This is a genomic window from Nisaea denitrificans DSM 18348 (genome assembly GCF_000426505.1).
GTDB classification, from domain to species: Bacteria; Pseudomonadota; Alphaproteobacteria; order Thalassobaculales; family Thalassobaculaceae; genus Nisaea; species Nisaea denitrificans.
In genome coordinates this window covers 1,367,639-1,381,517 of the sequence record NZ_AUFM01000011.1, presented here as the reverse complement: position 1 = coordinate 1,381,517, position 13,879 = coordinate 1,367,639, and the positions used below count along the sequence as shown (strand labels likewise).

13 protein-coding genes are annotated in these 13,879 nt (G+C 61.6%); 6 read left to right on the top strand and 7 right to left on the bottom strand.

Translation table 11 applies throughout. The annotated features are described in order from the left end of the window. Positions 1–122 precede the first annotated feature (122 nt). The 3 genes from K328_RS0107465 to K328_RS0107455 form a co-directional block, all read right to left on the bottom strand. Positions 123–611 (bottom strand): Hsp20/alpha crystallin family protein, encoded by a 489-nt coding sequence (locus K328_RS0107465; RefSeq protein ID WP_028465447.1) that lies wholly within the window; start codon positions 609–611, stop codon positions 123–125. Between the two features lie 114 nt (positions 612–725). Then, positions 726–2,192 (bottom strand): FAD-binding oxidoreductase, encoded by a 1,467-nt coding sequence (locus K328_RS0107460; RefSeq protein WP_342665266.1) that lies wholly within the window; start codon positions 2,190–2,192, stop codon positions 726–728. A gap of 85 nt (positions 2,193–2,277) precedes the next feature. After that, positions 2,278–3,231, bottom strand: coding sequence for an L-threonylcarbamoyladenylate synthase (locus K328_RS0107455; RefSeq protein WP_028465445.1), 954 nt, complete (start codon positions 3,229–3,231; stop codon positions 2,278–2,280). Between the two features lie 122 nt (positions 3,232–3,353). Between K328_RS0107455 and parA the strand changes: the two genes are divergently transcribed. Continuing rightward, entirely contained in the window at positions 3,354–4,004 is a 651-nt protein-coding gene (gene parA / locus K328_RS0107450; RefSeq protein WP_028465444.1) for a ParA family partition ATPase, read from the top strand. Between the two features lie 13 nt (positions 4,005–4,017). On the opposite strand, the gene cysQ is transcribed toward parA, so the two are convergent. Further along, positions 4,018–4,791, bottom strand: coding sequence for a 3'(2'),5'-bisphosphate nucleotidase CysQ (cysQ, locus tag K328_RS0107445; protein WP_036553542.1), 774 nt, complete (start codon positions 4,789–4,791; stop codon positions 4,018–4,020). An 86-nt stretch (positions 4,792–4,877) separates the two neighbouring features. On the opposite strand from cysQ, the gene K328_RS22955 reads away from it, so the two are divergent. Next, positions 4,878–5,588 carry an SOS response-associated peptidase gene (locus K328_RS22955; RefSeq protein WP_051284620.1) on the top strand — a complete coding sequence of 237 codons (711 nt, stop codon included), beginning with the start codon at positions 4,878–4,880 and terminating at the stop codon, positions 5,586–5,588. Between the two features lie 12 nt (positions 5,589–5,600). On the opposite strand, the gene K328_RS0107435 is transcribed toward K328_RS22955, so the two are convergent. The 3 genes from K328_RS0107435 to K328_RS22950 all read right to left on the bottom strand — a co-directional run bounded on the left by K328_RS0107435 (position 5,601) and on the right by K328_RS22950 (position 10,033). Continuing rightward, entirely contained in the window at positions 5,601–6,653 is a 1,053-nt protein-coding gene (locus K328_RS0107435; RefSeq protein ID WP_028465442.1) for a hypothetical protein, read from the bottom strand. Between the two features lie 22 nt (positions 6,654–6,675). Next, positions 6,676–9,162 (bottom strand): EAL domain-containing protein, encoded by a 2,487-nt coding sequence (locus K328_RS0107430; protein WP_028465441.1) that lies wholly within the window; start codon positions 9,160–9,162, stop codon positions 6,676–6,678. 193 nt (positions 9,163–9,355) lie between these two features. After that, positions 9,356–10,033 (bottom strand): DNA-3-methyladenine glycosylase family protein, encoded by a 678-nt coding sequence (locus K328_RS22950; protein WP_051284618.1) that lies wholly within the window; start codon positions 10,031–10,033, stop codon positions 9,356–9,358. A 100-nt stretch (positions 10,034–10,133) separates the two neighbouring features. Here K328_RS22950 and K328_RS0107420 point away from each other — a divergent pair, with 100 nt between their 5' ends. The 4 genes from K328_RS0107420 (at position 10,134) to K328_RS0107405 (ending at position 13,864) form a co-directional block, all read left to right on the top strand. After that, a complete protein-coding gene (locus tag K328_RS0107420; RefSeq protein ID WP_028465440.1) occupies positions 10,134–10,565 on the top strand; it encodes a secondary thiamine-phosphate synthase enzyme YjbQ in 432 nt (143 codons plus the stop codon). Positions 10,566–10,671: 106 nt separating this feature from the next. After that, positions 10,672–12,933, top strand: a complete 2,262-nt coding sequence (locus tag K328_RS22945) for a copper-transporting P-type ATPase (RefSeq protein ID WP_245577421.1) — start codon at positions 10,672–10,674, stop codon at positions 12,931–12,933. Between the two features lie 11 nt (positions 12,934–12,944). Further along, positions 12,945–13,343: a Cu(I)-responsive transcriptional regulator gene (cueR, locus tag K328_RS0107410; RefSeq protein WP_028465439.1), complete on the top strand. Its 399-nt coding sequence runs from the start codon at positions 12,945–12,947 to the stop codon at positions 13,341–13,343. Next, positions 13,340–13,864: a c-type cytochrome gene (locus K328_RS0107405; protein ID WP_245577419.1), complete on the top strand. Its 525-nt coding sequence runs from the start codon at positions 13,340–13,342 to the stop codon at positions 13,862–13,864. Before cueR ends, K328_RS0107405 begins: the two co-directional genes overlap by 4 nt. The last annotated feature ends 15 nt before the right edge of the window (positions 13,865–13,879 follow it).

Genomic DNA, 13,879 nt, shown 5'->3' with positions numbered 1-13,879 from the left:
GGCTCTCAATTGTTTGCCGCAGTTTAGTGCCTGCGGCCCGCGTTGTAATCCAAATAGGGCGGAACGCAAGATGAGGAAGTCATCAGAAAAGCCCGGCTCGCGAATGGAGCCGGGCAAGACGATCAGGCGCCTATCTTGATCCGGCGCTCGGCGTGAGTGCCATCCTTGCTCTTCGGCATCTTGATGGTGAGGACCCCTTTATCGAAGGCGGCTTTGATCTTCGCCTCGTCGATATTGTCCGGAACCTTGAAGGAGCGCTGGAACTTGCCGTAACGGCGTTCCGTCAGGTGGTAATTGTCCTTCTCGTCCTTCTTTTCCTCGCTCTTCTCGCCTTTGACGGTAAGTGTGCCGCTTTTCACAGTGACCTCGACATCCTCCTCCCCCATGCCGGGGAGTTCTGTCGTGATGGTGATCTCGGAGTCACCTTCCTTCATGTCCGTGGTGGGAACTACGAGGCCGCCATGCATCCCCGTGAAGGGTAGAGACATGGACATGGCGGGAGATTGCAGAAAGTTATGAAACATACGGTCCATTTCTGCGCGAAAGGCGGAAAACGGATCGGCATATGTCTTCGCGGGTTCCGAACTTTTACTCTCAGTGATGTTTCCCATGGCGTTTCTCCTTCGCTCAGAAACATTAAGTAATGCTCAGAGCTGAGAGGATAGGTTGTCGCCGCCCGAAGCTCATTGAGCTAGGTCAATCAGCACCCGGGGCAGGCAAAAAAGTCAGATCACCTTGCCGGGATTCATGGTGCCGTTCGGATCGAGCGCCGCTTTGATCGTGCGCATCAGATCGAGGGCGACCGGGTCTTTGTAATGAGCCAGCTCGTCACGCTTCAGGCGGCCGATGCCGTGCTCCGCGCTGATTGAGCCGCCGAATGAAACTACGACATCGTGGACTGCCCGGTTGTACTCGTCCCAGCGATCGACGAATGCTTTTGAATCGCCGCCCTCGGGCTCCGCCACATTGTAATGCAGATTGCCATCCCCGGCGTGCCCGAAGGCAACGATGCGCGCTTTCTCGTCCACTTTTCTGATCGCCTCCGCAGCGGCCTTGTAGAAGGCGGGCAGGCTGGCAACCGGCACGGAGACGTCGTGCTTGATGGATGCGCCTTCGATCTTCTGGGATTCGGACGCATTCTCGCGCAGCTTCCAGAATTCCTGACGTTGCTGCTCATTCTGGGCGAGAGCGGCGTCAAGGATCAGCCCGTCTTCCATGGCGGCGCCGAGAATGGCTTCGAATCGTTCCTCGATGCCCGTGTCATTGTCCGACGTGGTGACCAGCTCGATCAGCGTGTACATCTCGTACCGCTCACCCAACGGGTCCTGGCAGTCCGGCATGTGCTTCAGGACGAGGTCGATGACCAGCCGCGGGATAAGCTCGAACGTCTCTACACTGTCGCCACTCTCCGCCCGGGCCCGCTGCAGCAGCTCAATGGCGGCGTCCACATCGCGGATGGCACAGAAGGCGGTGCGGATATCGCGCGGCTTCGGGTATAGCTTGAGGACTGCTGCTGTGATGATGCCGAGGGTGCCTTCGGCGCCAACGAAAAGATGCTTCAGGTCGTAGCCTGTATTGTCCTTGCGCAAACTGCCGAGACCGTTCCAGATTCGACCATCCGGCAGTACCACTTCAAGGCCAAGCGTCAGATCGCGGGTGTTGCCGTAGCGCAGGACATTGGTGCCGCCCGCATTGGTGCTGAGATTGCCGCCAATCATGCAGCTGCCCTCGGCGGCAAGGCTGAGCGGGAAATAACGGTCGGCCTTGGCTGCTTCCTCCTGCAGGAACTGAAGCACGCAACCGGCTTCGACGGTCATTGTGTAATTCAGGGGATCAATCGAGCGGACCTTGTTCATCCGAGCCAGCGACAGGACGATCTCGTTACCCGTCTCGAACGGCACGGATCCGCCGCACAGGCTGGTGTTGCCGCCCTGGGGGACGACAGGGATACCCGCTTCGTTACAGAGCTTCAGGACGCCAGAGACTTCAGCGGCGCTGGTGGGTTTGACCACCATCTGCGCGCGGCCATGGAACAGCCCGCGATCCTCAACAAGATTGGGCTCCATGGCGGAGGGATCGGAGGTCCAGCCCTTCGGGCCGACGATTTCCTTGATCTTCTCAAGGGCGGCGATTTCGATAGCGGTCGGCGCATAAGGGGCGTCGGAAAGGGCCATGGTACGCGGGGCGGACATAAAACGGATCTCCGGTGCGAATGCAATTCGGCAGCAATAATAGGCAGCAGCGCCGGAACGACAACCCGTCGCGCTGAGAAGGCACCTATGCGCGCGGCGCAGCGGCGCGGCGAAGCCGGTCGTTTATGGCGACGCCGAGCCCGGTCTCCGGGATCGGGGCGACAGCGATGCCGATTGCGCCGGGCCGGTCGAGTGCGCGCAGCAGGGAGAACAGGCGGGCTGCCGCTTCAGTGAGGTCGCCCGCCGCGCTGAGGGTTTCCGCGCCGTCTGGCCCGGATACCTCTCCGAAACCCAGAAACAGTTCGCCTTCTTCCGCTGTCTCGGCATTGAGGCGCACGGGAAGCGCCGGCGCATAATGGCTTTCCAGCATGCCCGGTGCTGCGATCTTCGCGCTGGCGCCGGCCGCCGCGACCGATCCCAGAAGCGGTTCGAGCATTTCAGCCGTGACGGCGCCAGGCCGCAAGATGGTCGGGGCCTCGCCGGAGAGGTCAAGTACCGTGGATTCGAGCCCGACAGAGCAGGGGCCGCCATCGAGAATGATCGAGACCTTCCCGGCCAGCCCGGCAAGGACATGCTCTGCCGTGGTCGGGCTTACCCGGCCTGACGGATTGGCGCTGGGGGCGGCGATCGGCCGACCGACGGTGCGCAGCAGTTCTGCTGCGAGCGGGTGCGCCGGTACACGGATGGCGATGGTGTCGAGCCCGGCGCTGGCCAGCAGGGAGATCGGACAGTTTTCCCGTCGCTGCACCACGAGGGTCATCGGGCCCGGCCAGAAGGTTTCGGCAACGGCCCGGGCGCGCTTGTTGAAATTCCCGAGCGTGAAGGCGGCGTCCAGGTCCGGGACATGGGAAATCAGCGGGTTGAAACTCGGCCGGGCCTTCGCCTCGAATATTTTGGCGACGGCCCTGTCGCTGGTCGCATCGCCGCCGAGCCCGTAGACGGTCTCGGTCGGGAACGCCACAAGCTCGCCGGCCGCGAGCGTTGCGGCGGCCTCGTAGAGGGTCGCGTCGGTTGGATTCAGAACCCGTGTTTCGATCATGACCGCCGCTTATCCGCCGGTCCGGCGGGTGCGGTCAAGAGGCGGTCTCATGTTGCGCTGCACAAAAATGGTGTTAACGTGCCGTGTGAGATACAGTCGTGAAGCAGCCTGGGAGTGCGGCCATGACGGGAACCATCATCACCATTGCGCAACAGAAGGGCGGAGCGGGCAAGACCACTCTGGCAGCTCAACTTGCTGTTGCCCTGGCCCAAAGCGGCAAGCGCGTCGCGGCCATTGATATCGATCCGCAGATGAGTCTGGCCACCTGGTTCGCCATGCGGGCCGAGATGCATGGTGATCTTGTCTACAAGGGAAAGGGCGCGCTGGAGATCCTGCAGGTCACCGGCTGGCGCGCGGCGTCCGAGATCGAGCGTCAGGCGAAAGAGAATGACGTGGTCATCGTTGATTCTCCGCCACACGCCGAGACCGAGGCACGGATCGCGGTGCGCAATGCGCATCTTGCTGTCGTGCCGGTGCAGCCAAGCCCGATGGATGTCTGGGCGACGAAGCCGACCCTGGAGATGGCCGCGAAGGAGAAGACCCCTGTGCTGCTGGTGCTCAACCGGGTGCCGCCGAGAGCTAAGCTGACGGAGCGCATGGTGGCGGCGCTGACCGAGTTGAATCTGCCGGTGGCCAAAACGCAGGTCGGTAATCGCGTAGCGTTGGCGAGCAGCATGGCGGACGGTCTGGGCGTTGTTGAATTCGCCAAGAGCAGCGTCGCCGCGAAGGAAATCAACGCGCTGGCCAAGGCTGTGCTGAAAGCCGCTGGTTAAGCGGCTCTACGCGTTAAACGTTGCGGCCCTTGGCGATGAACATCCCGTTCAGGAACTTTTCCCCGGACTTGCCATAGCGGAACGGCGTGCCGTCGAACGCGGTCATGGTGCCGCCGGCGGCATTCAGCACGGCATGACCGGCAGCGGTGTCCCATTCGCAGGTCGGGCCGGTGCGTGGATACACATCCGCTTCACCGCGCGCCACGAGGCAGAATTTCAACGCCGAGCCGCGCGAGATGGACTGGGCCGGTTTCAGGGTCTCGATATATTCCTCAAGCTCCGGCGAGCGGTGGGAGCGGCTGCCAACGACTGTCAGCGTCTCCGGCGTCGCCTCTCGCACCGAAATCGGCGTGCGGCTGCCATCGGCTTCTTCCTCGAATGCGCCGCCGCCGACGAAACCGGCGGAGGCCCGGCCGTCGACCGGGGTCAGGACGACGCCGAGGGTCGGCTCGAAATTCTCCACCAGACCGATATTCACCGTGAAGTCGCCGTTGCGGCGAATATATTCCTTGGTGCCGTCCAGCGGATCGACCAGCCAGAAGGTGCCGCCGGAAACATCGGGATTGTGGCCGTCGGCGAAGCTCTCTTCAGAGATGATCGGGATTTCCGGCGTCAGCTTCTCGAGAGCCGGGAAGATCAGCGCGTCTGCGGCCCGGTCTGCGGCTGTGACTGGCGAGCCGTCCGTCTTCTCGTCGACCGCGATCTCGCCCTCGTAATATTTCAGGATCAGTGCCGAGGCGTCCCGGGCAATCAGGATGACTTCGTTCAGCAGCGTCTGTTTGTCCATGATCTGTCCGGCAAAGTGTTGATAGAGGTGCATGAGCGGTCGTAGTTTCGACTTGGAATACCGGAACCGAGCGGATTTGAACAGGCATGTGCGGTCGCTACAGCATCACAACGGCACCAGAGGCCCTGCGCCGACTATTCGCGGTAACGGACATGCTGAATCTGGAACCGCGCTACAACATGGCGCCGATGCAGACCGCGCCCGTGATCCGGGAGCGTGACGGAAAACGCCATATGGACGGGCTCCGCTGGGGACTGGTTCCAAGCTGGGCACCGGACGAGAGCCGGGCCGCATCATTGATCAACGGGCGGTCGGAAACGGCCGCTGAGAAACCGTCTTTCCGCGATGCTTATGCGAAGCGGCGCTGCCTGGTGCCGGCGGACGGCTTTTATGAATGGCGCAAGGTCGGGAGCGGGAAGCAACCTTACAGGATCTCGCTTGAGGGAGAGCGCCCATTTGCGTTTGCCGGTCTTTGGGAGCGCTGGGAAAAAGGTGCTGAGCCACTCGAGACATTCACCCTGTTGACGACGGATGCGGACCCCAGAATCGAGCATATTCATCACCGGATGCCGGTGATGATGTCGCACCCCGAGGAATTTGCCCTCTGGCTTGAGGGCGATGCGGAGGAGATAGCTGCGCTGCTGCGACCCTATGGGGAAGATGATTTTGTTTTCACGCCGGTCTCAAGCCGTGTCGGCAATGTCCGGAACAACGATCCGGGCCTGATCGAGCCAGTCGCCGAGATGGAGCAAGACAAAGCTCAACCTCCTGCTCCCCGGCAGGGTTCCCTGTTTTAATTCAGGCTGGCGTTATTCCCGGGGGCAGCGGTTCAAAATCTGGATCGTGTTGCCGCTTGCCATGAAGCCGCCGGTGCCGGTCGATCCAGCCATCTGAATATCGTTCGGGCCGAGCTTCTGCAAGTGCTCGACGAGTGTCGGAGACCGCCGCAGATAGAACTGGAAATCGTCTTCCAGAGTCTCGGTGATATTGACGGTTTCGGGGGAGGTCTTGCCTTCACGGGTCACGGTGTAGCCGGTCTCCGTGAAGATCACGTAATTCTGCCCGCAATTGTCCGGGGACCAGCGGCCAACCAGCGTCGGCGCGATGCCGCGATACCGGATCACACTGCCTGTGGTCAATGGCATCACGACGGGCTCGTCCGCGGTTTGGCTCCCCATCTCCGGCTCGCCTGATGCCACTGAGGCATGCGGGAACATGCGTGCGTAGCTGCCAAGCCCAGCCTTGTCGGCGAGAGAGAGCATTGCCGGATGCTGCAGATACAGCAGCACCGACACTGCGCCGCCTCCCAGGAGAAGCAATACCAGCAGCAGCAGAATGATGGTTCTGAAGGCGGAGCGTTTCTTCCGGGGTACAGGTTTCCGGAAGACAGGCGGGAGGTCATCGTACGCCGGACGCCCGGATTCTTCGCCCTGTCCGCTCTGCCAGGAATCATTGTCCTCGCTTTCCGGCGGGGACTCGTAGCTCATCGAGATACTTTCGTCCCGGCGCGGCGCCTCGGTGCGTTCCGAGTAAGGATCGTCCGGTTCGGACTCCTCTCCGAAACCGCCCACTGCATCATCGTCGAGGTCTGGCTCGAAATCCGCGGCGGATTGATCCGCGATTATCGCCAGATCGATGCTGGACTGATCGAGATAGAACAGCTGGGCATATTGCCAGTCGCCGGATGCGTCGTCGTGGTAGGCACCGACCAGCCGGATTTCCGCGCCGCGATCGTTCGCGATTTCCCGCGCCAATCCGGATTTCAGGACCGAGTAGGCACGAGCCTGCTCGACGGTTTCCCAGGGGCCGCTACGATTGGTGGCGGGGCGGGACTGGAGATAATAATGCGCATATCGCTTCATGACGGGCCCGATGATAACCGTGCTACCAACTCTTGTCTTCCGCAAGAAACGCCGTTGCATGCTCGGCGTTCATGGGTCTGGAGAAAAGATACCCTTGAGCGTAATGACAATCGAGCGCGCGCAATTGCGCTAGCTGCTCCGGTGTCTCGACGCCTTCCGCGATCACGTCCAGGCGCAAATTCTGTCCCAGCATCGTGATAGTGCGCACGATCTCCAGATTCTGGAAGTTGCTGGTCATGTCCTCGATAAAGGATTTGTCGATCTTCAGGGTATCGATCGGAAAAGTGTGCAGATAGGAGAGGGACGAGTAACCGGTGCCGAAATCGTCGACGCAGATCCTGATATCCGCCGATTTCAGCCGATCCAGCATCTGAGTCGACAGCGCGACATCCTGCATCAGGGTGCTTTCGGTGATCTCGATCTTGAGTTGGGTCGCCGGAAGGCCAACGCCTTCCAGGCAATCGATAATCCCGGAAACGACTTCCGGGCGGGCAAACTGCCGGCCCGAGAGGTTGACGCTGATTTCAAGCTGATCGTCCTCTGGACGGTCGGCGTTCCAGGCTGCCATTTGCATCCCGCCAGTGTGCAGGGCCCACTTGCTGAGCGCGAAAATGGTTCCCGTCTCTTCAGCGACTGGGATGAACTCCACCGGTGATATCTCCCCGCGCTCGGCATGGAACCAGCGGAGCAAGGCTTCGAAACCGGCGATCTTCCCGCGTCGCATATCGATGATCGGCTGGTAGTACAACTGCATCTCGTTGCGTTCCAGCGCACGACGAAGATCCGAATCGAGGTCGAGCGGCGTCACCGGCCAGACCCTCATGGTGTCCTGGAAAGCGATGCTCTGGGCCTTGCCGCGTTCCTTGGCTTGATACATGGCAAGCTCGGCATCGCGCAGGATGTCTTCCGGCCGCTCGTATCCCTGTTCGGAATGGGCAACGCCAAGGGATACCGAGACGAAGATCTCCTTCCCGCCGAGACGGAAGGGGGTATCCAGGGCCTGATGCAGGCTCTCGGTCAGACGGGTTGCCTCTTCGGGAGTCTTGATGTTCTCCAGCAGGATGGCGAACTCGTCTCCGCCCAGGCGGGCAACCGTGTCGTTATCGCGCAGGGCGCTCTCGAACCGCCGGGCGGTCGCAAAAATCAGGTCGTCACCGTGAACGTGTCCAAGACTCTCGTTCACGATCTTGAACCGGTCGAGGTCGAGGAAGGCGATGGCAAAGCGGGCGCCAGGCTCCTTGCGCAAGCGCGCCAAAGCCCTGCGCACGAGGTCGAGGAACAATGTCCGGTTGGCAAGGCCGGTCAATGCGTCGTGCAGGGCATCGTGCACAAGTTGCTGTTCGGTCTGCTTGCGCCCGGTGATGTCTGTCTGGCTGCCGGCGACGCGGTGTGCCGAACCATCCGGGCCGCGCACGGCGAGGCCCCGTGTCAGCATCCAGAGAAAGGTGCCGTCGGCATGGCGGACCCGGAATTCGCATTCGAAGTGGGAAATCGTTCCGGCCAGATGGGCGTCCATTTGTGTGGTGACGCGGGCGACATCGTCCGGGTGGATGCGGCTGAACCATTCCACGGGATTATCCGTGAGATCCTCGTCGTCCAGCCCGAGCATCTCTTTCCAGCGCGGCGACAGATAGATCTTTTCCCGCCGGAGGTCCCAGTCCCACAGGCCGTCGTTGGAGCCAGCTGCGGAAAGAGCATACCGCTCTTCGCTCTCTGCCAGGCCCTGGCGTGCCGTTTCGGTCAGGGTCACGTCCGTACTGGCCATGATGACATCGCCATTCGCCATCGCCGTGAAGTAATGCTCGAGGATGCGGCCCGAAGCCAGACGGTGGTTGCTGGTCATGGAGCGTTCTAGCCGCAGGTAGCCGACCACCTCTTCGAGAACCTTCTCCCGGTCGGTTTCCAGGAAGTCGCCCCGCACCATCATGTAATCGACCAACTCGGAGACCGGTGTGCCGATGCGCATCAGGTGTTCGGGGAAATCGAACATCTCAACCAGCTTGGCGTTCCACACCCTCAGCGTCAGTGCCGAATCAAAGACCGCAATGGACTGATCAATGCTGTCCAGCGTGGCGCGCAGCAGCATGGTCTGATCTTCGGCGTGTTTACGGGCGGCTTTTTCCTCGGTGATATCCCGGTGGAAGCTCAGCAAACCGCCACTGGCGGTCCGGAGTTCGGTAATCTCGATCCAGCGGTTCTTGTGGTCGTGCAGCAGGACGCGTCCGCCAGGCTCCCGGTGCGCCTGCAGCCTTCTTTCGCGCCATAGCTCGGGACGATCAGACGGGGCGTCGGTAACCCAGCGCTGTATTATTTCCGGCTCGCTCAGCAGGCTGTCGAGTGTTCTTCCGACAAGCGCAACACCGTTGAGTTCAGGATAAAGATCGAGAAACGGAGCATTCCAGGAGGTGATGCAGCCGTTCTGGTCGAAATGGCAGAGGCCGACCTGAATTTCTTCCAGGGCGCCGAGCAGTTCGGTCGGGTGGTTTTCCAGATCTGCCGGCTTGGTCATGCCCATTGCGTCACTTTATTTCTCATGTAGCGCAATTCCGGTTCCCGCCGGGTAACAGGAGCAGGATGGGCTGCGTCATTCTGACTCTCCGTTCCGTTGCTTGGAGGTGTTTGCTGGACCGATGCTGGCAGTAACGAGATCGGCTGTTAAGGGTTTCTAATGCCCTAGTTTCGTATCAATTTCCCGAAAGATATCAGGGTGATGCCGCGTCTGTCACGGGAAACACTCCAATTCCGGCGGTTTTACCGCCAAATTTCAGCATCCGATAGTACTGCCAGAGTAATTGCGCCGCCGCGCCGCGGTATGGGCGCCAGGACTCGGCAATCGGGTGGGTGTCTTTTTCCCGTGGGCGGATGTCCAGATTTTTGAGTGCACGCAAGGCTTCCTGAATGGCGAGATCGCCGCCTGGCCAGGTGTCCAGTCTGCCGAGACAAAACAGAAGATAGATGTCCGAGGTCCAGCGTCCGATCCCTGGAACCTGCGTCAGAGCCGTGACGACGGCTTCGTCATCCAGATTGTGCAGGTTTTCAAGATCGAGCCGCCCGTCCAGTACGTATTCGGCAAGGGCGCGGGCATAGCGAACCTTCGGGCGGCTGAAACCGGCCTGCTTGAAATCCTCGTCTGTCGCGGCGGCAATGGCGGTGGGGGTGACGTCGAGCTGTTGGTTGAGCCGTGTCCATATGGCGCTTGCGGAAGCCAGTGAGACTTGCTGGGCCGTAAGGATACGGATCAGGGACGCGAATCCGGGAGGCTCGCGCCTTGATGGTGGAGGGCCGAGCTTCTCGTAAAGCGCCCCGATGTCGGGATCGAGCCGGGTCAATTCGATCACGGCCTTTTGGAGAGCGCTCTCCTGACTGTCGCTGCCTGTCATGGCTGCCCTCTGTTGTGCCGCTGCAATGTCATGAGCATAGTTCCGGCTCGGGGATTTGACCCGAGGATTTGTTTAAGAACGGTAATGGGAAGGCGCGGCCATGTTGCGTGTGGATCGCCAGGCACAGGATGTTCTGACTGTTCGTACGGCGGGGCACGGCTTCTACGACCTGACGCGGGATGCGTCCTCCTGGCTGGAGGCGGCCGGCATATCGACGGGATTGCTGACTTTTTTCGTTCGCCATACCTCGGCCTCTCTGACGATCCAGGAAAATGCCGATCCGGATGTACGTGCCGATCTGGCGGACTATCTCGCTGATATCGCCCCGGAAGACCCGGGCCGCTACCGGCACGGGATCGAAGGGCCTGACGATATGCCCGCGCATATCCGTACGATGCTGACCCAGACATCGCTCTCGGTGCCGGTTGCTGACGGACGGATGCTGCTCGGCACATGGCAGGCGGTCTATCTGCTGGAGCATCGCCGTGCACCGCACCGCCGCGAGGTGGTTCTGCACCTGATGGGCAACTAAGAAGGACATGTCGCGGATCGCGCTTGACCTTCCAGTAGCTAGAAGCTTTATGCAGTGACATGAAGCCGGATACTGCCGGCTGAAGGAACCATCCGACGGAGCCATCATGTCCTGCCACGAACCTGAAAAAGCCGAGGCACCGAAGTCCTGCTGCCACGCTGCGGCGGCAAAGCCCGTCAGTACCTGCTGCGGTCACGGTCACGGCGGCGGCGTCAGTTCGGGCAAGGCGGTCATGACAGGTAAGCCGGAAGGTGCTGGCCCCGGCTATATCTGCCCGATGTGTCCGAGTGTCTGGAGCCCGGAGCCGGATAGCTGTCCGATGTGCGGGATGGCGCTTGAGCCGGAGATGATCACGCGGGACACGCCGCCCAATCCGGAATATCTCGACATGCGTCGGCGGTTCTGGATCGGGGCCGTCCTGACCTTGCCGGTATTCATCCTCTCGATGGGGGAGATGGTGCCCGGGCTGGCCGATCTGGTTGCAGGCCCCTGGAATGCCTGGGTACAGGCCGTGCTGGCAACTCCGGCTGTGCTCTGGGTCGGATTCCCGTTCTTTCAGCGTGGCTGGACGTCGCTGCGCACCGGCCATTTCAACATGTTCACGCTGATCGCCATCGGCACCGGGGCTGCGTATCTCTACAGCCTTGCAGCCTTGTTGCTGCCGGATCTTTTTCCCGAGGGTTTCCGGGGCGCCGAAGGGCATGTCGGTCTGTATTTCGAATCCGCCGCCGTCATCATCTGTCTGGTGGCGCTGGGACAGGTCATGGAACTTGGCGCGCGTGAGCGCACGTCCGATGCCCTGAAAGCATTGCTCAGTCTTGCTCCGGAGACGGCCAGACGCCTGACCGATGGTGGAGATGACGAAGAAATCGGCGTGGACGATATCCGGCAGGGCGACCATATCCGCATTCGCGCGGGGGAACGCATTCCAGTGGACGGCCGCCTTCTGGAGGGCACCGGCGCGGTCGACGAGTCGATGCTGACAGGCGAGCCTTTGCCGGTTGAGAAGAATGTCGGTGACAGCCTTGTCGGCGGCACACTGAATGGCCGTTCGACACTGGTGATGGAAGTCGTGACTGTCGGGCAGGACACGGTGTTGTCCCGCATCGTGACGATGGTGGCGGAGGCGCAGCGGAGCCGCGCGCCGGTGCAGAAAATTGCCGATGCGGTGGCGGGATATTTCGTGCCGGCGGTAGTGCTGTCGGCGGTGGCCGCTTTCGTGGCTTGGGCGCTTTTCGGTCCGGAGCCGGCACTGGCGCATGGCGTTGTCGCTGGCGTTTCGGTCCTCATCATTGCCTGCCCCTGTGCACTTGGTCTGGCAACGCCGATGTCGATCATGGTCGGTGCCGGGCGCGGCGCGTCGGCGGGCATCCTGATCCGCGATGCAGAGGCTATCGAAGGGTTTGAGAAGATCGACACGCTGGTCGTCGACAAGACCGGCACCCTGACCGAGGGCCGGCCCGACATGAGCGATATCGCCACGGTGGCGGGTGCGAGCGAGGACCGGGTTCTCGGCCTCGCCGCGGCGATCGAGCGCGGCAGTGAGCATCCGCTAGCCGCCGCGGTCATCCGGGCTGCCATGGAGCGGGGAGTTCCCGTGGAGCATGCGGCGGGTGTCGAGGCGGAAGCCGGGCTCGGTTTGCGCGGGCTCGTCGATGAGGCGCAGGTGGCCGCCGGATCGGCGCGTTTCATGGAAACCCTCAATGTCGATATATCCATACTCGCGGAAGCGTCGGAGACATATTCCGAAGCCGGGGCAACGTTGCTTTATGTTGCGCATGACGGTGCGGCCATCGGCTTGCTCGCTGTGCGGGACCGGATCAAGGACGGCGCGGCGGAAGCTGTCGCCGATCTGACCCGGGACGGTATTCGTGTGGTCATGGCGTCGGGCGACAACCCGAAAGCAGCCGCTGCCATCGGAGCCGAACTCGGGATATCGGAAGTGCGTGGTGGATTGATGCCGTCCGACAAGGCGGACCTCATTCGTGAACTGAAGGCCGAGGGACGTATCGTTGCCATGGCCGGTGACGGCATCAATGATGCTCCCGCGCTGGCGCTTGCCGATATCGGCATTGCCATGGGCAACGGCACCGACATTGCCAAGGAAAGCGCTGCCGTGACCCTGGTGAAAGGCGACGTGCGCGGGTTGGTCAAGGCCCGGCGGCTGAGCCGGGCGACCATGCGGAATATCCGGCAGAACCTGTTCTTTGCTTTCATTTACAACGCGTTGGGTGTTCCGGTTGCGGCTGGCCTGCTGTACCCGCTGTTCGGGCTGACGCTCAGCCCGATGCTGGCTGCGGCGGCGATGAGTCTTAGCTCCGTGTCGGTCATCAGCAACGCTCTCCGGCTCCGGTCGGCGAAACTCTGAGGAGACAGGTGATGCAAATCAGGGAGGTTGAACAGAGCGCGGGGCTGCCGGCCAAGACCATCCGCTATTACGAGGAAATTGGTCTGGTCCGGCCGAACCGGCAGGATAACGGTTATCGCATCTATTCGACCGAGGATGTGCACCGGCTGCGTTTTCTGCAACGGGCGAGGGGACTCGGCTTCTCCATCGAGGATTGCCGGGCGCTGTTGTCGCTTTATGACGAGACGGGCCGGGAGAGTGCGGACGTTCGGGCCATTGCCGAAGCGCATCTGGACGAGATCGATCGCAAGATCCGGGAGTTGAAAGGGATGCGTCAGACATTGGCGCATCTGGTCCATGCCTGTCATGGCGATGACCGGCCCGATTGTCCGATCCTCGACGATCTAGCGGGCATCGGAGATGGGGTATGAACTGGCGCTTTCTGGTTTCCGGCGCTGCTGTCCTCATCTTGCTCGGCCTTGCCGGTTATTCGCGTATGCAGGATCCGGAACGCCCGTCCGTGATCTCCAAGATCGTTCCGGGAGCAACTGACGCCGAGAACAGCACTGTAATCAGGCTGCGGCCCGGGAATACCGGACTGGTCGCAGACGGGCGCGAGATTTACGCAGAGGCCTGCGCGAGTTGTCACGGCGCGGCCCTCGAAGGGCAGGCGAACTGGAAACAGCGCAACCCGGACGGCCGACTGCCGGCCCCGCCGCACGACCCGTCCGGACATACCTGGCATCATCCCGATGGGCAGCTTTTCGCCCTTACGAAACTCGGCCCGGCCCGGATCGTCGGTGACGGTTACGAAAGCGACATGCCCGGTTTCGAGGGAACGCTCAGCGACAGGGAAATCATCGCCGTGCTGTCTTTCATCAAGAGCACATGGCCTGCGGAAATACGGGCCAGGCACGATGGCATCAACCGGCAGGCGGCCAGCGGCGGGTAACCAGCGGCGGGTAAA